The following is a 20,888-nucleotide window of genomic DNA, read 5'->3' as shown; positions in this document are numbered from 1 at the left end:
GGTTCTGATCGTCGAGGACGAACTGCTCATCGCCGATCGGGGAACGCGTCGTGCTCGAGGACGCTGAGCTCTCGGTGGTCGGCTACGCCACAACCGAGGAGGACGCCGTCGCCATGGCGTTCAAAGCCAAGCCCGAGGACGTTGATGCAGAAAAGGGCGAACTGGTGGCGGTTGATAAGGCGAGCGGGTATCACATAGATCGGCGAAATAAGCCGAACCTCATGACCAGCCGAAAGGGCGGCACGACCCCCATAGTGGCTGGTCGCACAGGCTTCCATGGCAACGTATACGCCGGCAGCTTGTCCAGGAACTCCTGCAGCATCTGGCGGGAAAACGCCCGATTGAATAGCGCCTTCCCAGAGGCGTCCGTCGCGCATACCTGAAAATGCCGCTTCCCAAGATCGATCGCCACCAGATAGGTCTCGGCCATGCTGCCCTCCATTGCAATGTCAGACAAACACCGCATCCTGGCATATTCCGATGCCGAGGAACGGGAGGCATCCACACCATCAGTTCAGTTTAAGGTGTTGTCCTCGGTAGGATGAAGCAAGCCTTGGTCGCGCGCCCGGTCGAGCAGGGCCTTGATGCTCGACGGCGCCCAGGTTCGGGCTCCGGTCTTGGTCGGGATGCCCTGACGCTCCAGCTGACGGCCGATCCGAGCAAGCGTCGGCTTCTCTCCGTCGGCCGCGTTGTGGATGGTCGCGACCAGTTCCACCAGCCGCCTGTCCTGCGCTACAGCCTTCTTGGAGCGCCGTGGCGCCGCCTTCAGCAGGCTGGGATCGGCCAAGCCGTCGCCGACCAGGCGGCGGACGGCCCGGATCAGCGCGTCACGCGTCCAGGGTGCCGGGTTGTCGCCTGGGCGCTTCTTCACCGCGTTGTTGAGCACGTCGACGACACGGTCCCATGGGTGCCCCGGCCGCAGCCGCTCGACGACGGGAAGAAACTCCCCAGCCCCCTCGGCGACCCGCTCACTGAGCCGGTCGTCCCGGGCGCGGGCCACCCGGCGCCGGGCGAGTGGGTCCTTGGCGATCAGTCCCGGATTGCCCGGCTGCTTGCCGATCGCCTTGGCGGCCCGTACGCCGGTCTTCGTCCGCTCGCGGATCAACGAGCGCTCGAACTCGGCCACGGCACCAAGGATCTGCAGGGTGAACTTCCCCTGCGGGCTGCCGGTGTCGATGGGATCGCCGAGCGACTTGAAGGCCGCTCCCTTGCGCTCCAGGCCGTCGATCACATCGAGCAGATGGGCGAGCGAGCGCGCCAAGCGGTCGATGCGCACCACCACCAGCGTGTCGCCCTTGCGAACCCGGTTCAGCACCGCCTTGAGCTGCGGCCGCTCGCGGTCGGCGCCGGAGGCGTTCTCCCGGAAGATCTCGGTGCAGCCGAACTTTTTCAGATCGAGGAACTGCGCCTCGGTGGACTGGTCCTCGGTGGAGACGCGCGCGTAGCCGATGAGGGCCATGACGGCTGTTTCCTATGCTGTGATGGATTCCAAGCCAGCAGGGAATGGCAATCCCAACCGGCCGGCTGCGCCAGCTTACCCTATTTTCAGGACAATCGCTTATTCATAACCGGACGGTTGAAAATCAGCGGAAAAGATTTGGTCGCCACGCCTGCCCTACTCCTCTCCGCAGGAAGCGAGACAAGACGCCAAACCAGACGGTCGCCCAGTAAGCGCCGGTCGGGATGGTCGGACGCGCACCACCCTGCTGGGCACGTCTCGAACGTCTGAAGGAAACCCTTGTTTTCCAGTGGGTTGAAGCGAGCGCGGAGGGGCTTCGCTCAGCTTTTTGCATAAACCGCTTACATTTTGCATGAACCGGTTTGCAAAACCGAGGCACGTAAGGCCCCAATCCCTCAGGATCCGGCTTTTTGCATCAACTGCCTTACAACGACAGGCGAGAACGATAGCTGCCCTCCCCTGCTGGCGATAGCGCAAATTATCACCAAAACGGGCTTTCAACCTTTCACAAAAGTGGACTTGTTGCCGATTTCTCGGTATCAAGAATGCGTAACCAATTGATAAAGCATGATAGATGCGTTTTCGTTCTTTGGACCCGCAGCCCCTCATCGGCCCTCTGGAGCGCGCCGCCGCGGCCGTAGGCCGGCTGGCCCAGGCAACTGCCGGCACCCCGGTGCTGGCCGCGTGGCTGCACCGGTCGCGTGTCGAGGCGGTAGCCGAGATTTCAGAGACCCAGGGTCGCCGGGTCGATCCCAACCGCCTGCGTACCTTGCTGGCGCAGGTGCCGACTCGGGCCCAGCGCGACTGGGGCGCCACCATGCTTGCCCTCGATATGATGCGGCAGATGCTCGCCGGACCTGGCACGGCCGCTCTCGCCCCGACCGGTACGGATGACGCGCTTGCGCAGATGGAAGAGGCCCACGCCGCCGTAGGGTCGGCAGCGCTGATCGCTTGCGGCATTGGCTTCCTTGCCCACCTGGAAGCTGGCGGCGACCGCAGCGGCGCTTGCCTCGCGGTTTCGCGCTTCCTCGCCGCTCAGGGAATGACGCCGCTGCCGCTACCCTGCTTGAATGGGGTGGAAGCAATTCGCCGCGCAGAGCCCCGCGGTGTCTGGCTAGTTGCCTTTCTCGACGGCATGGCTCTGCAGGCGAAGGAGGGCGAGGACCGGCTCATCGCCCTGCTCCACCGCTGGCGCAGCTGGCGCCGGCGTGTGGGCGACCGGCGCAGCGACGCCCGCATCCGCCGCGCTATCGACGCAATGGCCGCTGAAGGCGTGATAAGTCCGGCGCGTCTGGCGTCGCGGCTGCGCTGCGCCACAAGTGTCGCCACCGACCTGCTGGAGGAGTTGCAGCGGTTGGAGATCGCCGTGGAGATCACGCGCCGCCGCACCTACCGTGTCTTCGTGGCAGAAGACCTTGCGCCGATGCTGGGAGAGGTGGCACCGCGATCAGAGGCAGCGGTCAGAACTGTTGCCGCGCCACCACTTCTGCCCCCGCCCGCAGTGGTCACCGAACCTGACCGCTGGGTGGAGCCGGCCGAAGGTGTGGACGACGCACTCGCTCAGCTGGAGAAGGTCATGAGGCGCCTGGACCCGCTGCTGGCCGATTATGGCAGTGCCAACGCCCGGCTTCTATCGTACGGCAAGATCTGATCCGGCTGCGGCTCGCATCACCGGGATCATTCAACCATGCCGCGCTAATTCGACTACATGTATAGACGAAACCTAAACAGAAGCTGCGCCCCGACAATTCACAACCGACACTTGTTACAGCAAGCCCCACATTGATCAACATTCTGCTGCCACCTAGAAGTCACGTCGCAAATTGGCTCCGGAAGGATAATGCTTTTTACTAAAATTCTTTCTAAATTACCGGTAAACTTCTTATTAAGTTCTTCGCTATTATATCACCATGATCATTGTGGTTGTCGCTACTCGCTTCAAGCCGCCCGAGAACGGGCTTTTTGAAGGGTTACGATCGCCTTGGGAATGAGCAGAGCCTTTGGATTCACCCAACTCTATCAGTTGATGAATTTTCGAGCTGTACGACCTAGATGAAAACCGTAGCTGACATTGAGTTTATTGCCAGAGCGATCGACCCTGACGCTTGGCAGAACTATGACGAGAGCAACGGCAACACAGCCGCTGTAAGCCGCCCACTCTCATCGTTGGCCGCAGCCCAGCGCGTTCTGAATGCTGTGCACGAAGCAGGTGGGCGGGTTGCCGGAGCGTCGCAGCTCTCATCCGGTAACGCTACCTGTTCAGTGTCCACACCCGACGAGAAAGAGGCTGACCCCGTGCGGGAGATCGTTCGCAACCACCCCCCCGAGCGGAGAGTGCTCCTAGTCGAAGATCGCCCGGCTGTATCCGATCTGATCAGAGCTTTTCTTCAGTCTCTGCCCAATGTCGCGCTCGAAGTCGAAATCAAGGGCGGCGACGCAATCGATGCCGCTGGTCGGCACCGCTACGATGCTGTGCTTATAAGCACGCAACTTCAGGACATGGAGGGCCCCGACGTGATTGCGTCACTGCGGCGCCTCCCCGTTCCGTTCTGCAGCACACCGGTAGTGGCGCTGATCGGAGACGCGAACCCCGCGTTCCGGCTCGCAGTTCTGGCGCATGGAGCTCAGGAGGTTCTTACCAACCCCGTGCGCCTGGACGAACTTGTCAGGGTTCTGAACCGGACTTTTCCATCGCTCCCGGTCAACGACGACCGGATCGACGGGCACACGCTATCCGCAATGCTACGGGACCTGGGCCAAGAGCATGTGCCCTTGTTCATAGCCAGGTTCGTTTCTGAGACACGAGGCAAGCTCGCCACGATGCGCTCGATCCGCGACCACGACACGATGCAAGCCGAAGCACACACGCTCAAAGGTACATCACGATCTTTCGGAGCATTTCAGGTCTCGCTGCAAGTCAGCCAGCTTGAGCAAGCAAGCCGTACCAGAGCGTCGTGGACGACGATCAATGCTCTGATCGATGCTGCTGAACAGTCGCTCACAGATGCTGAGGCGGCTTACGCCAGCTACTGTCTTCTCTGAGTTCGCTTCCCGAATTTGATCTCCGCCTCAGACCGCGTGTATTGCAGGCCTATGCGGCGCTCAATAGCGCCTGCGTCAGCCCCCGACGACGGGAGCAACAATGGGAATGGCCGTACGAAGTCGGCCGCAGCGGTCACACGCGATCAAGGGCCTAATGAATGCGGCACACATCCGGGCGGTACGGCGGTGCGGCAAGCACTCCGCCGTAGGCTCCCACAGCTCACCTGGCAACCCCTGGCCATTCTTCCGAAAAGCCAATCTCGTGAGCTGGACATCTCGCCACACACCCCAGCTGCTCGAGATGTCAAAGCTCAAGTATCTCGGCCAGCATGGCTGAAAGCGCCGGGTCACACCACCGTGAACCAGGCGGAGGTGACGTCGTCAGGTGCGATGCCGGCCGGCGTCAGGCTGCCAAAGCCCCTGACATCGACCACGGCATCGCCCGACGCGTTGGAGCGATCCCGCCAATGGGGAATGCTGGCATGCCCGATGCACTCGCCCTGCGCAAAGTCGAAATCGGTGACCAGGTCTCGGCCGCCGTCCCAGCCGATCACGAACAGATCCTCCCCGTCGCCGCTAGTCAGCGTGTCCTTCCCGCGCCCCCCGAACAGCAACGGAAAAGGCTCTCAGGAGAGCAACCCTGCGCCTTCTGATTTCGCTGCTTCGTCCACGGCTTGCGCCTCCCTCCAACCATTCCAGAGCTCCTCGTACTGCATTCCGGCGAGCTGCCGGTGCACAGGGTCGTCTATTCTAGCCACCACCGGCCATGGCTCCATGTTCTGCTGCCACTTGGCACCGAACTGAAAGAAGCCGAATCCATAGCGCCTGAACCGTCGGCGGAAATCCTGCTCGTCTTCGCGAAACCGGTGCCGCACCAACAGGTCAGCTGCGTACCTGATCTTACCGTGCGGGCGAAGACGTAGACCCAGGTCGAGGTCCTCGCAAGCTGCCCGCCGGAAGCGCTCATCGAACCCACCAACCGCTTCAAATGCTGCGCGATTAATGACAACGGACGCGGTCACAAAGCCATCCAGTTGTCCGTCCGGCTGAGCGGGTGGGCTCAGAGTGGATTGGGCGGTGTAGTAGGAGGCGAACAGCCCAGTCGGATCCGAGGTGATCGGGCCGGTCCACGCCACCGCCGGGCAGACGTGGCCATGGTCCGTGATAGCCTCAAGGTAGTCTGTATCCGGCCGCACGCCAGCATCAAGGAACCAGAGCCACTGCGTAGATGCCAATTCGGCCCCACGGTTACGTGCTGCGGCTGGTCCGCGGTTTACACCCTGGACGCACGCTTCAACCACGAGACCAGCCTCGGATGCTTTGCGGACTTCAGCACTCGCACCCAGCCCAGCGTCGCTCGATCCATCATCGACCACGATCACCCTGGCCGGACGCACCCCAGCGTGAAGTTCATTCAACGCATACAGGGTCTCGCTCAGACCGGCCGGATCGTCCTTCACCGGAATGATGACGGTGAGGTCGGCAGCAGAGTAGAGATGCTGCTCAATCGAATAGCTGGGAGGCAACGTCAGTGGAAGCTGCCAACGTGGGACTCCCGCAGGCAATTTATAGTTCATTTCTTGGGCGATCCGCATAGGGTTTTATAGCACCAGCAACCAGTCTTCGGCCTACACAGCTGATGATCCGGCCAACACGGACGCTATGACGTGACCGACTGTTCTTTTATCAACTGGCTTGGTTATAAATCCGTTAAACCCTGAATTCTTGCACAGCTCAGCCGCGTCGTCGTGAGCGTTCGCTGTAACCGCGATGATTGGGATCCGCCCTCGTTCATCTTTCCGTGAACGTATGGCCTGAGCAGCAGTAATACCGTCCATGATAGGCATCTGAACGTCCATCAGCACCACATCAAAGTGTTGTTGATCTAGCTGCGTAACTGCCTCAGCACCATTTCCGACGACGACTACCTCGTGACCTTCCTTACGGAGATAGAACGAAATGATGTCGGCCATCAGTCCATTATCTTCGGCGACCATGATGGACAAAGTGGTCGGGTTTCCATCCGAAGCAGTCGCGCCAGTTCCCTGCCCGGCCGCCTCCGCAAGCGCCGCAGCCAAAGCAGTTCGCCGTATAGGCTTCAGGAGCACAGTGCCGGTTTCGCCGATCAAACCATGGCTGCTGGTGGAAACCACCCGCACCACCGGCCAGTCAGGCGGTATGCTGCTTTCGATCTGGGCCGCGGCAGGGTGCTCCATATCCAGGACCACCAATGCTCGGGTTGGATTTTGGCCTGCAGCGAGTTGTTCGTTCGCGTTGAACACTTCGCATCCAATCATGCGCAGTTTATTCAGCATCGCGTTATGTTCTTCTGACGAACGCATGAAAGCCAGAACCGGAGGAAGGCCGTCGAGACGTGCAGTCACCTCCTGTTTGTCTGTTGCACACAACGGCAGGGAAAGCCTGAACGTCGTCCCGCTGCCGGCGGTGCTTTCGACAGTGACCCTCCCTCCCATCTGGTCCGCCAATCCATGGCAGATTGCGAGTCCGAGACCGGTCCCACCGAACCGCCTTGATGCCCCTGCATCAAGTTGACTAAACGGCTGAAATAGGCGGGGAATATCCTCGTCGCGGATCCCTGGACCGGTATCCTCTACGGAAACCCGCAAGTCCCTCCCACCACCGCTGTTCTCAGGTGCGGAGACCGACACCTTCACGCCCCCGGTCTGGGTAAATTTCACCGCATTGTTGACGAGATTGACAACGATCTGCCGAATACGGCCTGGGTCGCCCAGCAGTTCGCGGGGAACATCAGGCTCGACGATTGACTCGAGCCACAGCCCCTTCTCAGCGGCCGGCAGCGCGTGCAACTCAAGAGCCCCGTCCACTAGCTCCTCGATGTCGTATCCCTCATGGACCAAGTGAACGATTGATCCCTCAATTCGGGAGAATTCGAGGACGTCGCTGACCACGGTGAGAAGTGCTGTCGCGGAGCTTTTGACCGCCATCGCCCAGCGGCGCTGCTCGAAACCGGTAGCGCTTCTGTGCAGCAGATCGGCCATACCGATTATCCCGCTCATCGGTGTCCGGATCTCGTGGCTCATGGCACCGAGAAAGGCAGATTTCGCTCTGCCAGCTGCTACAGCCTGATTTCGGGCATCCTCAAGCTCACGCACAAGAGCCGACTTCTCGTCGGCGAGCGTTTCCGCTGCTAAGCGAGCCCTCTCCTCGCGCTTGAGCTGGACATAGAGTGAGGTGACCAGCCCGAACGCGGTGAGCGCCAACGCAGCAATTGCCCAGTTGACGTGTGTCAGCTTGTCGACGAGCAGGCTTCTCGCTTCGGCTCTCGACGCACTGGCCGTTCCATGAATCTCCGAAACCAGCGGCTTGAGCTGGGCCTCAGCGTTCTGCACCGACGCGGATAGCGCAACTCGGTTTTCGCTGCTGAATGGTGCCTCTAGGAGCGACTCCCAGGTCATCACCATCCGCTCAAGCAGAGCAATCCTCTCGCTCAACGCCGTGTTCGCTTCTAAGATGAACCAATGGTCATTCTTCAGAACATCGAAGCGGCTCAGAAGAATGTCATACCGAACTTCCAAGTCTCTCCGCTCGTTGTTGCCTTGGACCGGTGTCCGAACCAGCGCGGAGAAGCGATTGAATTCGACCTCAAACTGATGAAGGGACCACTGTGAGGCCTCGATACGCTGGGTTCTCTGTGAATCCAATTCCTTCGATATTTCATTGTCGAGGTAGGACCATAGGAGCACCATTAGCGCACCTGTCGCCGCGAGTGCCTGGAAAGCAATTCTGTTCGTGCGACGCCGTGGCTTGCGACGAAGCGTGATAGTGCTCAAGAATGCCCAGGACCGCCGCATCTATGTATTCACTCGATCTGGATGGCCTTTACCTGCCATGCACAACGCGAAAAGTATAGTTCGCTATTGAGTGACTTGTCTTCGTCAAATGGATATATAATGAAAATCGGCCCTTTATCACGCACGGACATTTGCTTCCCGCCACGACGCGTTGCGAGAATTGGGTCATATTTTACATCATCAACAGGGATATTTGTAACATAGTCATTCAACGCAGTTACGCGCAGCACTCGACCAGTCGCGCCGACCTGTTTCAGGAAGGTCGACAGTTTGACGCCGGAGAACTCGACCGGGTCTTGGTTCCAGGGCGTCCGCGTCGTCAGACTGGACAATCCCATACCCTCGAACTCATCCCTCGTGAAGCTGCGCTCCTGACCGGCCGCGACCAAGCCACTAACGACCAGGATCGGTTCGCTGGCGACCTGAACGGAACTCTCAGTTGCGTGAGCCGAGGGAGCGAGACGCCCGCCGTCAAAAGCGATAACGGCGCAACCAACCGAAAGCGAAACGAAAAATGAGCAGTACACAGCCCTTACCATGATGCTCTATATCCCCTGAGTTATCGACGATGAAGACACCGCCCAATTCCCACGATTAACTGCCCTTTAAGAAAACGATTCGACCATCGATCAAATCATCCGTTCAAAGCGGCAGCATCGGTGCATCGCTGCACCTACGGTTCCTTACCTGACAGCCGCAGCTATGATCTCTGAGCGCCGCTTCGCCCCAAACTTTTTTAGTATCGCACTAACATGTTCTTTAACCGTTACTTCTTTGACTGCCAGTCGCTCTGCTATCGCCTTATTGCTGAGACCCTGAATAATTAATGAATGAACTTCCTTCTCGCGGGCACTAAGGTTCGGGCCCTTATTGCTATCTCGCAGCCCCAACACTCCTAGGTGGCTAGCAGGAGTCTTCTGTACTCTGCGAGTCACGGGACGTGGATAGGAAGCCATCCCGGACACCAGCAACTGCATCGCAGCAACGAGGGAATTCCTTGTCAGAGACTTTGGAATGTAACCAGCGGCACCTTTTGATAGCGCTGTCTGAACAATAACTTCATCCTCCTCAGCCGAAATAATGGCTACGGGGGTATCGGGAATTATTCTCTTTATCTTATCAATACACGAGAACCTGTCCTGCCCTCCCCCACCCATGCCCGGCATGTTCAGGTCCAACAATATCAAGTCAAAGGACTTATCAGTATCAACGACCTTCATCGCCTCGTCGAGATTTGCCGCCCCGACAACTTCGCTTCCGGGAATTTCTTCGTTGAGCAAACGGACCATAGACTCAAACATGAACCAGTGATCATCTGCCAGCAGTATCCTCATTATTTTATTCCACCGTTGATATGCGACGCCCCTAAAAGCGCGGGCACTATATACAGCCTCCCCGTATGGCACAACGCTCTACTCCCTCTGGTGGGGTAGCGCCATCGCCTAAAGGCTGCTTGCGTGCGGTAGCCGCCGAGGTAGCCCCGCCCCCATATTTTGCAGAAATGACACCCCTCCGCGAATCAGCGCATCTGATAATCCGGTCTTTTCAAGCACTTATCGGAGTTATACGCGAACTGTGACAAAGTTGCGCATTTTTCTATTGCAGCCTCGGCTACCTCAAAGGTAGGGTCGCCCCCACCCCCTCTTAAGTAGGGATGTAACCCATTTGGTCGGGGTGTGGTGGACGCTCTCCACCGGCGCCTCGCGAACAACTTAACCGGTGCACCACAGGAGCGTCTCTGAATGTCGGCCGCCTCACTGCCACGCCCTGCCGCCGGGCACTCGGATTCCGATCTGGCTGCGCGCATGATCCTGCGGTGGTTTCCCGTTCCCGTCATTCGCCTCCACACCGGCCTCCCCAGTGACGCGGTCCGGGAACTTTACCGGCAGCTTCACGACTCAGCGCCCCCGCCATCCACTCTCCCCCAGATTGCTGACCTCCTAGGAACGACAGGCTCCACTCGTCAGGCTTCAACCTTCCTGAGCCACTATGCCGGCTTGGCGGGGAGCAACGCCTACCGCCGGGTCGACGTGAATGCGCTCATCGTTTCCCACGATCTGCACCTCGCATCACGAGACCTGAACACAGCTGAGGCGACCACTATCGCTGCAGCTTGGGTCCTTGCTCGGGAGCTACGCTCCCGGACCATTTCGTTCGAGGCGTGCGAATGCGGGCGTGACCACGTTGTCCACGACGAAGTGGCACCTCCATCCTCGTGCCCTCACTGCGGCGCATCCCTGGCAAAGGACCGCTCCTCCGTTCATGACCATCCCTGGCGTGATAGCACCGGCGTGGATCGCGCAGTCCGGATCAGCTAGTCTGCGGCGCCCACCAGCGCCACTACGTTCCACAAAGGATGGCCGCAGGCCGTTATGAAAACAAATAAGATCGCCATCGTGTTCACCCTGTGCGAGACGCCGATGACCGTCGAGCTTGAGGAAGAGTTCTGGGACGGGCTTCAGGACGTCGCAGCCTGCCAGAACACCGACTTGGCCACTCTTGTCGAGCGGCTCAACTGCCGCCGTGGGGCTGAAAGCCTGACTTCGGCGCTGCGCATGTTCGCGATCTCCTATTACCGGTCGGCCGCCAAAGCTCAAGAGTCCGGTGCGGTTCTGCTGCGAGCAAATTGAACCCTTGCGCCAGAACCTGATGCGGTTTGCGCGCCAGCATGAAGGTGCACTACCAATGCAGCTTAAGGCCGTGAACGTGCCGGATACGGAGCACGATGTTGCTGCTCACCCCTCCGGCCGGCGCCATCGTGCGGCTGCTCCAGTGCTTTGCCTTGCCGGGCCGTTCCTAACCCAGATAATTCACCACAGCTGAAGCTCGTGCCGGGGGCCGGAGGTTAGGCCACTGAATTCGCGTTTAACTCTGGTGTTGAAGCAGTCTCGGCACGGCTCAACGGAAGTCACGCCCGCCGCGGCCGATAGTACGGGGTTATCGCCCGACTTGTCACCGGCTGCCCGCAATCCAGCGATTACCGCCCTTGTTAGTGGCCGAATCACCTCCGACGCGGGAGTTATCATGCCTGAAAGGCGTCGAAAGACGTCGTCTTTCTCCGGCGCGGTGACCAAACGTGGCTGCTAGGATGCTGCGCCGAAACTGGAGGACGCAAGATGATCTCTTGGGCGCTACGGAATAAAGGTACACTGGTCGCGGCTCTGATAGTTATCTACCACCCAGTCAGCGCAATCTATTACCATATGAATCGTGACAGCTATCACGAATTTCTAAAGGCCAACCTTGGCGAATTTGCATTTTTTGCCGGTTACATTGACACGCCTCTGTTCCGCGTTCTTGAGGTGGCCTTTATGTGGTCCCCGACCGTTATAATAGCTTGGGTGGCGCTCGTCATGGGCACCTATTGGTACTTGTTCGAGCGCAACGCGGCTGGCGAGTGAGGCATCATGCAGACTATTTCCGATCACGATTTCCGCCCGCCCCGCCTGACCATCCGATATGCCTTAACGGCCCTGCACCTGTGGTTCACCGACCGAATTAGCCTCGCCACCCTCCTCCTTGCCTTTCGCCATCACCCGGCAGCTGTCGCCGGCAAGAGCGGCACCCACATCATCGATCAGCACGCCGCTGAAGCTTTCTTTGGGTCTGGACCGGGCCGGAGCAGCGAGTAACCGCCATGAAAATCCGCCTTCGCCGCGTCCTTTGCATCGCCGGCGCCGTTATCCTCGCGGTGCCGGTTGCAGTTGCTGGTGTGGGCGTCGCCACTTTTGCCGCCCTCCCCCTCATTGCCTCCGTGCTGCCGCTGGAACTGTCTCGAACAACGTTGAGCGACGGCGCTCGCAAAGTCGAGATGCAGGGCATGATTCACATCGCCTCGCCGGAGTTCTACCGCGACGTGGGGGAATTGGTCGCTCGCCGCCGGGCCGAAGGGTGGCTCGTGTTCTACGAAGGGGTCCGCGACGACCTCGGCCGCGGCAACGATGCCTTCTCCGATGTCCTGAACAGCTTGGGAGGTGCGCCAAACCTCCTCGCGGACAGTGAGGCGCATCCCTATGAGATGCTTGCGCCGGCGCTTGCCGAAGGCTTGGTGCTCCAGGACAACGAGGCCATCATCGGCCGGCCTGGCCCCGATGCGCGCAACGTGGATGTGACGCTATCGGAGCTGCTCGCGGAACTCCCCCCTACCCCACCGTCCGCCCACGACCGCCAGCCTGACGCGCCATTCACCTTGACGGAAGTGCGGGAAACGTTTGACGGTCTGCCTGGGTGGGTTCAGGACCGCGTGCGCGCCGCCTTCCAGATCCTGCTCGCCACCACGACATCAGGTCGATATGCACACGCGGTGCTCCCACCGGCAATCACGACCCTGCGTGAACAGCGCGTCGCTCGCGCGATCGAGGACGCACGCGACCGCAGCATCCTGGTGCTCTATGGGCAACTCCATATCAGTGCGATCTCATCTCATCTGATAGCCGCTGATCCGGCATGGCGGATCGTATCGAATGCTCCAGTAAAGCCGTTCTGATCGTCTAGTCTCACGGAGTGCGGCTAAAGCTGACAACTACCTCACTCGCTGGGGGCGTGATCAAGAGCAGGTGCGCTGCGGGCTCTCTCCTGGCCTTCAAAAAATAGGCTCCACGTGAGGTCGCAGCGGCGCGGCTTAGCGAATGTGCGACTGGGATCGGTAAACGTCGTGGTTTCCACCTGACGGTGGATGCGGTGGCAGGAAGTCTGCACGTTCTTGTCCTATGGCGCTGATCGGGCGCGCCGCGCCGGGCAGGAGGCAACACCAGCTTGTTCGCGAGGACCACAAGCACCCCACCAACGCCGTGCGTCGACCGTGTCACGCCCTGCCCTTCCCCTTCTTCCTTAGCCCCTAAGGTAGGCTCCGGTTTCGCACTGTGCCTCCCCCCACCCACACTGATCTGCATTCCTGTGAACCACCAGAGCACTTTTGCAGAACGCGAACGCGCAGCGCAAACCTACCAACGCTTCGAGTGACCCGCCAGAGCACCTGTAGTTGCATCGCTCAGTGCTCCATGCGTGTTGTAGCTCCCGTGGAAGCGCCTGGGCGCTGCCCCCCCTGCCCTTTCTGTTTACCCGACGTCGGGTAAAACTAAGGGGCGGTTTTCAGAATGGACTGATGCGGTTAGCGATGATGAAGATGGCGGCGGCAGTGAGCAAGGAGAGGACGATCCGTCCGAGCCTATCCTGCCGTCGATCCAGGCGTTTGATCGCGAGCAGCCAAGCGCAGCCGTGCTCGACAACGCATCGAACCTTGCCGAGCCCCGAGCCGTGTGGCTCGCCGATCTTGCGGATGTGCGGTTGAACCCCGTCACGTAAGCAGATCCAACGGTTATCGGCACTATCGTAGCCTGCGTCGGCGTAGAGCTTGGCAATGGCGGCGCAGACCACCTGGGCCAGGCGCAGCAAGTCGGGGAAGAGCATGGTGTCATGCACATTGGCGGCTGACGGCATGACCGCCAGTGGCAGGCCGTCAGTCGAGACGACCACGTGATACTTGGTGCCGGGTTTGCCGCGGTCGGTCGGGTTTGGTCCGGTCAACTCACCACCGTGCTTTGCCCGTACCGAACAACTGTCGACCACAACGTCCCATGCGGCGTCGTCGGGGCCGGAGCGCACCATGCGGACAAGGACGGCGTGAACCCGCCGAAGCAACGCGGTCCTGTGCCACTCCTCCAGACGGCGGCGCAGGGTCGAGCCCGAGGCACGCCCGTCCGCCGCCCGCAGCTCGCGCCATTGGACGCCCTCGCGCAGGAAGAAGCGGAGTGTTTCGATGACCTCCACGGTGGACATCGGCGGACGCCCGGGGCCGACAGGCCGATCCTCGATCCGGTCGATGATCCCCGCCACCAAGTCCGCGACTGTCGGTCCCATGCCTGCCTCTCTGTGCCAAAGGCACAGGAAACCGACAGCAGATCAGCGGGTTTCCGGAGGAGTGATCATCGGATGAGGGTTCTGGAAACCGCCTCTAATCCTCCAGGGGTAAACGTGATCGTGACCGTTTTGTCGCACTCCGCCTTCACGCGTGACACACAGACGGCACGATGTTGACGCACATACCGCGAACTGCGATGCTCCAACCAAACCACCACCCCATGAGAAGAGTGAGGCCGCGTGATGGAAGGATTGACGCTGAAGGCGGTACGCGAGCAACGCGGTGCATCTCAAGCCGAATTTGCGGATTGGCTGAACGCCGGTATCGGGCGAAGCTATGACCGCGCCCGCATCAGCCGTTGGGAGTCAGGGGGCGAGAAGATCCCGGCCGCCGTCGCCAAGTTTGTCGAGGCGAACTCGGATGTGGCTGAAGGTAAGCTCGTGCCCGGTTTGCGCGAAGCCCTCCTGGCCAGCACTGACAAGCTTTTTGGCGTGCCGTCCAGTCCGCCGGCTCACCACAACGCTTGCGTGGTTCTAGCACTCGCGAACCAGAAGGGCGGCGTAACCAAATCGACCAGCTCCTGCAACCTCGCCTTCCTGTTGGCTGAAATGGGAAAGCGCGTTCTGCTGATTGACGCCGATCCTCAAGCGAGCTCGACCCAAAGCCTCGCGGTGAATCCGATGCAGTTGGAAGCCGAACAGCGCTCCCTCACCCACTTCTTGCTCAACGAGGGCGCTGATCCGGCGCACTTCCCGGTGAAGGTTTGCGATGGCGCCTTCAACCTTATCGGCTGCTCGATCACCTTGGCACAGGCCGAGGGCCAGCTGAAGTTCGGCCAGACGCAGGGCGATAAGGTACTCGGCGAACGCCTTTCCCCGTTGAAGCCGTCCTACGACGTGATCATCATCGACTGCCCACCGCATCTGGGCGGACTCACAGAAAGCGCTCTAATTGCCGCCGATCAGGTCCTGATCCCGACTATTTGCGAACCAATGGCAGTGCTAGGCGTCCCTCACCTCATCAAGACCATCCAAGACGTGAAACGGCGCGGCAATCCGAAAGTTGAAATTCTCGGGATCCTGCCGGCTATTTTCGAGCGCCGCTCGACCATCGACGTGCAGACCCTGGGCGATCTGCAGGCTGCGTTCGGTGCGCACATCAAAGTGTGGGACCCGATCCCGAAGCGCAAAGACTTCGCCAAGGCGGTTCAGACCGGTAAGCCCCTGTTCGCCATTGTGCCGAAAGCCGATGGTATCGAGACTTACCGCTCCATTGCACAAGCCCTGCTCGCTAAGGCCCCTGCCCTGGAGACGACGAATGGCTAAGAAGTTCGCTAACACTAACCCGGCATTCGGTCTCGCAGCGGCATCAATCGACCTTGACCGCGTTACCAATCCGGATTTTCCGGAAATCAACAAGGTCCCGCTGCCGGACATACACCCAAATCCGAACCAGCCGCGGAAGACCTTCGATGAAGCCGAGCTCGCTGGCCTAGCAGCCAGCATCGACGCGCATGGTCTGAAGCAGCCAATTTTGATCCGCCGTCGTGCTGAAGGCGGCTACATGCTGGTGGCCGGCGAACGCCGGTTCCGAGCTCACCAACTGCTCAGGCGAGATAACATCCTCGCGATCATCGTGTCGGACCGGGAGGATGTGGAGGTTACCGCGCTTGTCGAGAACCTTCAACGTGTCGACCTCACGCCCGTCGAGAGCGGTCGCGGTCTCGTGCGACTGCAAGAGCGCGCATTGGCAAAGGGAGAGAAGCTGACCCAGGAGGACCTCGCGCGCTTCATCGGTAAAAGCCAGTCTGAGGTTACCCGCCTGCTGAACATCGTGAAGCTCCCCGAGACCGTCCTGGTCGAGTACGAGGCCATTCAAAAGGAGGTTTCGAAGTCGGCCTTGTCGGAGCTTCTGGGCATCGACGACGAGGCCGTGACGATGCGCCTTTGGGACATGATCAAGAACGGCGCGAGCGTTGCGGAGCTTCGCAAAGCAAAGGCTGCTTTCCAGGACGACGACAACCCTGCTCCAGAAGCCGCGGTAGCGCCGAGGGCTGCGCCGATTGAGAGAGCCCGAAAGCAGTGGCGCACCATGGCGACCAGCCTGTCCAAGCACGAAATTCGACCCGAGGATCTCTCTTCCGATGACATGGACGATCTTCGGCGCTTGCGAGACGTGATCACCCGGATCATCGGGGATTGAAAGCATAAGTTAGAGGAGCGAGAGTTCTCCATAGCTCGTAGAGTCGACCCTTTACCCGACGTCGGGTAAAAAGCTGGTGGACAGGGGCCGTGCATCCGCCCCTCTGTCTTTTACCCGACGTCGGGTAAAAAGCTGGTGGGCAGGGGCGGTGCATCCGCCCCTCTATCTTTTACCCGACGTCGGGTAGGGTCTGAGGTACGGGGCGCACAGCTCACCCCCAGCCCCCCCTGCCCCAAGCCACGCACAATCATAGGCGAACAGTTTACGCCGGGCCGTCCTTAGAAAGACGTAGGATTTCAGCGTCTTTTGGAGCCGCGCGACGCTACACGATGCCTCTATTATCCGCCCCGTACAGCGAACGGACGAAGCGGGAGAGGGCGTAGTGCGGATCAAATTCGGCACCTATAAGCCGGTTGAAGGCCCGGAAGAGGTTCCAGTGTTCTGGGACTCCGAGAAGGTCATGAACTCCCATTTTACGGTGATTGGCCCGTCAGGATCGGGAAAAACCACCCGCCTCCGCCGGCTGATGGCCGGCATGTCCCTCGTCAATCCCCGGATCAGGTTCGTGGTCCTCGATCCCCATGGGGACATGGGTGTGTCGGGTGAAGACTCATTCCGGTTCAGCTCGACGTCCGATCTAGGACTTAACCCACTAACCGTCCGTGAGGACCCGGACTACGGCGGGGTTACCAGAGCCATCGAGACCTTCCTCAAGACGATCAGCCGGACAAGCCGGCCGCTCGGCTCCAAGCAGGAGCACACCCTCCACAACGTTCTGCTCGACCTCTATGGCTACCTTGGGTTCCACGCTGACCGGCCCGAAACGTGGAACCTTCGATATGACGACCGGCGCAATCCCGAGATGCCCAAGCGGCACCCCACCGTGAAAACCCTCAAGTGGTTCATGGAACGCAAGATGACCCAGGTCTTTCTGGGCACCAGTTCAGAAACCGTTGCCGCGCTCGACGATCTGAGCCGAAAGCTGCGCTCCATGGATCGTGCAATCAAGAAGGAGATCCGTGGCGAGGAAACCAGCGTGGACGTCGACAAGCTCAAAGACAAATGCCGTGAGCTGTTCGAGCGCTTCTTAGAAGGCATGTACGATGGCCAGGAGGTCAGCGCGCTGTTCCGCTACGGGAACAAGGAGGTGCTCCAAAGCTGTTACGAGCGGATTTGCAATCTTGAACGCTCCGGGCTGTTCCGAGCCGACACCTACATGTTCGATCCAGCCGCGGCGATCTGGCGCTACGATCTGTCAGCGCTGTCCTCGGACGGCCAGCGGATGGCCGTCGACTTCATCCTGGACGACATCTTTGCTGCGGCCCGTGGCGACGGTCAGAAGCCAGAAACCGTCATGTTCGTTTTACTCGACGAAAGTCACAAATTTGTGTCCCCTGAGGCTGATCATATCATCAGCGTCTGGGCTCGCGAGGCACGCAAGTTCGGACTCGGTCTGATCCTCTCATCGCAGAACCTGACAGATTTTCCCGACGAGATCCTCGCGCAGATGGGTACGAAGTTCGTCCTCGGTGTCGACCCAATCTTCCTGGATCGCGCCGCCAAGAAGCTCAAGGTCGAACCCCGACGCTTAGAGGGCATTCAGACACACAAAAGCTCCATCATCGCTATCAAGAACAAGGGAGATAGTGGCACCCTATGGCTGGACATGACGCTGGTCTAAAATTGGCGACCCTTGCGGGCGCGAGCGTGGCGAGCCTAAAATGCCGGCACGCCTTTGCGCCACCGACCATGCTGCAGGTGATCGAATGACTTCGTTGTTCGACTTTGCCATGGCGGACACGTCCCGGTATCCAGGCTGGGCCTCCGCATGGTCGGGGACTAACCGGTACGACAGCAGCCACCGCTACACGCTCCGGCGCGTCCGGGACAGCTCCAAGCCGTTCATGCAGGTGATCGGTCTTAATCCGTCCACCGCGAATGAAGATGTGCTCGATCCGACGGTGACGCGGGTCCAGAAGTGGGGCAGGGCATGGAGCTTTGGTGCAAAGGGGCTTCCGCCGCTTCACTCTCTTGGTACGACCATGAACGGAACGCCGATCCACCCGCTTGCCCGTGGAAAACACCGCGTGCCAGACGATGTTCAGCCGCGCCCGTGGATGAGCCTGGGTCGAGTCGGCGCGATAGCCGCCGCTAGGTGACCAACGCCCCGGCGCTTCCCCGCGGTGCCGAGGCGTTGGCAATATCGCTGACAGCCTTCTCCTAGTCCTTCTTCGGTCGTAATCGTCGCTGCCCGATAGAAACACGCTTGAGATTTGAGGCCTCTCATGCCTGCTAAGAACCGGACACAACGTCCTCGATGACTAATGCACAGCTTGCCGCTTTCCGCGAGCGCCACAGCCTTACACAGCGCGAGCTGGCACAACGCATCGGCCTTGGTGTCAGCACGCTGAAGGACCTGGAGCGCGGCTATCGGCAGGATGGTAACGGCTTCCGGCGCCCGGCACCATTTTCCAAGACCCTCGAGCTTGCCCTGATCGCCGTCGAACTCGGCTTTTCCAGCTACGATGGTCGTCCACTCGCAACGCTAGCACTTAGCAATGCCGCCGAGAGCTGCGGCGGCACTATAGGGCCGGGCAGGCGGAAGCGGGTGGGCCGCCCAGTAGGGTCGAAGTACGCCGGTGAAGCTTCTTAAAGTACCTTGCTTGATCGACATCGTCGCGATTGGACGGTGTGATGCCCCCACTTGGTGGCTGCCATCTGCTAGGCTGTGCGCCGCACGCCAATGCTGTAGGACGCCGCGCTATACCCCTTCATTCTGCCGGCAGACGCACTTAATCCTGTCCTCGTGATACCCGAAAGAAGTGCTCGGCGTATTGACGACACAGCTCTGCTTCGACCGCATCGCCACTGCGCTCCGCGTCAGCTGCACGGGCTAGCCATTGAGCTTGCTTCTGCTGCGCAGTTCCATTCACGCGGGTCGCCGGCCGCGCGCTGCCCTGAGAGGGACTGATCTGTGAGCGTGTCTTGCCGAACGCCGGCCTCGAAAAGTGCTTTCCAGTGGGGTTTGAGGTGGACATTCCGTTTGCGTCTTCCTGGTCAGGTGCACTTGAGCGCTTTCAAGATGCCCCTAGCATACTACCGCTTCTGCTGACCGAGACAATGAACTGCCGAAGGAGTCATCCGCAAGGTATTTGACGGCCTTCCTCGCCTCACCCGCTATGAACTCGCGGTTCACCAACTTCTTCTCTACTGCATCCCGGACAAAGCCTGCCTGATCATCTTCGGAGGTGAGTACCGGGGCGATGCGGCAAAAAGTGCCTTCGGCGAACCCGGGATACATATCCCCGACATACTTTTTCGGGTGTGCTTCGGGCCACTTCTAAAGCGATCTCTCTCAGTGCGCTTAAGAGATATCTCTTATTGACCCGTTAGCAGATATCTCTTAATTTGACTTGGAAGACCAGTGGAGTGACGCCATTGGCGCCCTCACTCCGCCCGAAGCAATGACCATGCACTGCACCGTGAAGCTAAGCCCCGCTGGTCACCTCCGTGGGTTCGGCAGGGTCGTCGGGCCTGGTCTCCAGGCAGCTTCGAGGGCGCAGAAACGACTAGCTTACTCCGGCCAATAAGTAGCGCTTCCGGTCGAGTGGGGGATCATTTCAGGCGATGCACCGTCCGGCGCCGATCCGCTGATCTCGGCCTGCCTTCAATGGCCCACTGTCACTAATCCAAACGTCCACCGCAGCCGCTGCACAAGGAGCTCACTTACGATGACCAATGCCACCAAGCCGAAACTGACTCGCGGCCGCAAGAAGCAGGGCCCCAACCCGATCGACGTGCATGTTGGGTCTCGCATCCGGTTACGTCGGACTCTTCTTGGCATGAGCCAGCAAAAGTTGGGGGAGGCTATCGGCCTTACCTTTCAGCAGGTGCAAAAATACGAGCGCGGCGCCAACCGCATCAGCGCGTCCCGCCTGTTCCACCTCACGCGTGTGCTTGATGTGCCCCTGTCCTTCTTTTTCGACGACATGCCGCCTCATGTTGCGGCAACAACGGTCGATGAAGATGGCGATGTAGTGATCGGCGACCACTCCGGCAGCGGCTACGAGCCGGACCCGATGGTCAAGCGGGAGACTCTGGAGCTGGTGCGCGCCTACTACACCATCAGTGACCCGTCCGTCCGCAGGAGCCTGATCGATCTCGCCAAGGTTCTAACGAAGTTGAGCTCAACCGAACCAACTTGATCTCACTGCCGCAACCACGCAGCGACAATTAGATGTCCACTGCGGCAAAGTTCTAGGCGGTCACCACCGGTCTCGCACGATTATCAGCATGTTGCAAAATCCGACCAGCGCCAGGGATCGGGCAGCATCCCGGTGCTGGTCGTCGAGCCAGAGCACCTCTGGGCGAGCCGGTGCGGCATCAAGGCACTGTTCCTAGAGCATTTTCAGAATGAGTCTCCATACCCTGCGGCGCGGAAGTAGTTGGCGCACTCGTCCGGCTTGAAGTGGTCAAGGAGTTGGCCGATACG

General features: G+C 60.0%; 22 protein-coding genes. 14 read left to right on the top strand and 8 right to left on the bottom strand.

What is annotated here, in order from left to right; genetic code table 11:
• The first annotated feature begins 50 nt into the window (after positions 1–50).
• Positions 51–383 (top strand): hypothetical protein, encoded by a 333-nt coding sequence (locus J2Y49_RS29400; RefSeq protein ID WP_310119166.1) that lies wholly within the window; start codon positions 51–53, stop codon positions 381–383.
• A gap of 131 nt (positions 384–514) precedes the next feature.
• Here the strand turns inward: J2Y49_RS29400 and J2Y49_RS29395 are convergent, their stop codons facing one another.
• Positions 515–1,459: a recombinase family protein gene (locus J2Y49_RS29395; RefSeq protein ID WP_310119074.1), complete on the bottom strand. Its 945-nt coding sequence runs from the start codon at positions 1,457–1,459 to the stop codon at positions 515–517.
• A gap of 574 nt (positions 1,460–2,033) precedes the next feature.
• Here J2Y49_RS29395 and J2Y49_RS29390 point away from each other — a divergent pair.
• A complete protein-coding gene (locus J2Y49_RS29390) occupies positions 2,034–3,110 on the top strand; it encodes a hypothetical protein (protein WP_149226038.1) in 1,077 nt (358 codons plus the stop codon).
• Positions 3,111–3,511: 401 nt separating this feature from the next.
• Positions 3,512–4,501 carry a response regulator gene (locus tag J2Y49_RS29385; RefSeq protein ID WP_149226040.1) on the top strand — a complete coding sequence of 330 codons (990 nt, stop codon included), beginning with the start codon at positions 3,512–3,514 and terminating at the stop codon, positions 4,499–4,501.
• A gap of 347 nt (positions 4,502–4,848) precedes the next feature.
• Here J2Y49_RS29385 and J2Y49_RS29380 read toward each other — a convergent pair whose 3' ends face one another.
• The 5 genes from J2Y49_RS29380 to J2Y49_RS29360 form a co-directional block, all read right to left on the bottom strand.
• Complete coding sequence (locus J2Y49_RS29380; protein WP_149226042.1) at positions 4,849–5,115, bottom strand: hypothetical protein; 267 nt, start codon at positions 5,113–5,115, stop codon at positions 4,849–4,851.
• A 12-nt stretch (positions 5,116–5,127) separates the two neighbouring features.
• Complete coding sequence (locus J2Y49_RS29375) at positions 5,128–6,078, bottom strand: glycosyltransferase family 2 protein (protein WP_188092478.1); 951 nt, start codon at positions 6,076–6,078, stop codon at positions 5,128–5,130.
• A 51-nt stretch (positions 6,079–6,129) separates the two neighbouring features.
• Positions 6,130–8,313 carry an ATP-binding protein gene (locus J2Y49_RS29370; RefSeq protein ID WP_188092479.1) on the bottom strand — a complete coding sequence of 728 codons (2,184 nt, stop codon included), beginning with the start codon at positions 8,311–8,313 and terminating at the stop codon, positions 6,130–6,132.
• Positions 8,314–8,342: 29 nt separating this feature from the next.
• Entirely contained in the window at positions 8,343–8,873 is a 531-nt protein-coding gene (locus tag J2Y49_RS29365) for a hypothetical protein (RefSeq protein ID WP_149226048.1), read from the bottom strand.
• Positions 8,874–9,017: 144 nt separating this feature from the next.
• Positions 9,018–9,668 (bottom strand): response regulator transcription factor, encoded by a 651-nt coding sequence (locus J2Y49_RS29360; protein WP_149226050.1) that lies wholly within the window; start codon positions 9,666–9,668, stop codon positions 9,018–9,020.
• 408 nt (positions 9,669–10,076) lie between these two features.
• Between J2Y49_RS29360 and J2Y49_RS32495 the strand changes: the two genes are divergently transcribed.
• The 5 genes from J2Y49_RS32495 to J2Y49_RS29340 all read left to right on the top strand — a co-directional run bounded on the left by J2Y49_RS32495 (position 10,077) and on the right by J2Y49_RS29340 (position 12,820).
• Positions 10,077–10,652, top strand: a complete 576-nt coding sequence (locus tag J2Y49_RS32495) for a FlhC family transcriptional regulator (protein ID WP_149226052.1) — start codon at positions 10,077–10,079, stop codon at positions 10,650–10,652.
• Between the two features lie 54 nt (positions 10,653–10,706).
• Positions 10,707–10,964, top strand: coding sequence for a ribbon-helix-helix domain-containing protein (locus tag J2Y49_RS29355; protein WP_149226054.1), 258 nt, complete (start codon positions 10,707–10,709; stop codon positions 10,962–10,964).
• A 486-nt stretch (positions 10,965–11,450) separates the two neighbouring features.
• Positions 11,451–11,735, top strand: a complete 285-nt coding sequence (locus tag J2Y49_RS29350) for a hypothetical protein (protein ID WP_149226056.1) — start codon at positions 11,451–11,453, stop codon at positions 11,733–11,735.
• Between the two features lie 6 nt (positions 11,736–11,741).
• Complete coding sequence (locus tag J2Y49_RS29345) at positions 11,742–11,966, top strand: hypothetical protein (protein ID WP_149226058.1); 225 nt, start codon at positions 11,742–11,744, stop codon at positions 11,964–11,966.
• Between the two features lie 5 nt (positions 11,967–11,971).
• Entirely contained in the window at positions 11,972–12,820 is an 849-nt protein-coding gene (locus J2Y49_RS29340; RefSeq protein WP_149226060.1) for a hypothetical protein, read from the top strand.
• Positions 12,821–13,425: 605 nt separating this feature from the next.
• On the opposite strand, the gene J2Y49_RS29335 is transcribed toward J2Y49_RS29340, so the two are convergent.
• Positions 13,426–14,193, bottom strand: coding sequence for an IS5 family transposase (locus J2Y49_RS29335; protein WP_149226062.1), 768 nt, complete (start codon positions 14,191–14,193; stop codon positions 13,426–13,428).
• A gap of 243 nt (positions 14,194–14,436) precedes the next feature.
• On the opposite strand from J2Y49_RS29335, the gene J2Y49_RS29330 reads away from it, so the two are divergent.
• The 5 genes from J2Y49_RS29330 to J2Y49_RS29315 all read left to right on the top strand — a co-directional run bounded on the left by J2Y49_RS29330 (position 14,437) and on the right by J2Y49_RS29315 (position 19,049).
• On the top strand, positions 14,437–15,519 hold the full coding sequence (locus tag J2Y49_RS29330; protein ID WP_149226064.1) for an AAA family ATPase: 1,083 nt from the start codon (positions 14,437–14,439) through the stop codon (positions 15,517–15,519).
• Positions 15,512–16,396, top strand: coding sequence for a ParB/RepB/Spo0J family partition protein (locus J2Y49_RS29325; RefSeq protein WP_188092480.1), 885 nt, complete (start codon positions 15,512–15,514; stop codon positions 16,394–16,396). Before J2Y49_RS29330 ends, J2Y49_RS29325 begins: the two co-directional genes overlap by 8 nt.
• 382 nt (positions 16,397–16,778) lie before the next feature.
• The gene (locus tag J2Y49_RS29320) at positions 16,779–18,077 is read left to right on the top strand and encodes an ATP-binding protein (RefSeq protein WP_149226068.1); all 1,299 of its coding nucleotides are present in this window, start codon (positions 16,779–16,781) and stop codon (positions 18,075–18,077) included.
• Positions 18,078–18,117: 40 nt separating this feature from the next.
• Entirely contained in the window at positions 18,118–18,555 is a 438-nt protein-coding gene (locus J2Y49_RS32490; protein ID WP_149226070.1) for a DUF1643 domain-containing protein, read from the top strand.
• A gap of 158 nt (positions 18,556–18,713) precedes the next feature.
• Positions 18,714–19,049: a helix-turn-helix transcriptional regulator gene (locus tag J2Y49_RS29315; RefSeq protein WP_149226072.1), complete on the top strand. Its 336-nt coding sequence runs from the start codon at positions 18,714–18,716 to the stop codon at positions 19,047–19,049.
• A gap of 139 nt (positions 19,050–19,188) precedes the next feature.
• Here J2Y49_RS29315 and J2Y49_RS29310 read toward each other — a convergent pair whose 3' ends face one another.
• On the bottom strand, positions 19,189–19,434 hold the full coding sequence (locus J2Y49_RS29310) for a DUF4167 domain-containing protein (RefSeq protein ID WP_149226074.1): 246 nt from the start codon (positions 19,432–19,434) through the stop codon (positions 19,189–19,191).
• Positions 19,435–20,127: 693 nt separating this feature from the next.
• On the opposite strand from J2Y49_RS29310, the gene J2Y49_RS29305 reads away from it, so the two are divergent.
• Positions 20,128–20,601 carry a helix-turn-helix domain-containing protein gene (locus J2Y49_RS29305; protein ID WP_149226076.1) on the top strand — a complete coding sequence of 158 codons (474 nt, stop codon included), beginning with the start codon at positions 20,128–20,130 and terminating at the stop codon, positions 20,599–20,601.
• Positions 20,602–20,888 lie beyond the last annotated feature (287 nt).

The organism is Azospirillum sp. BE72, assembly GCF_031455875.1.
In the GTDB taxonomy this organism is placed as follows: domain Bacteria; phylum Pseudomonadota; class Alphaproteobacteria; order Azospirillales; family Azospirillaceae; genus Azospirillum.
Note: the sequence above shows the minus strand (reverse complement) of the source record. Positions and strands in the feature narration are given on the sequence as shown.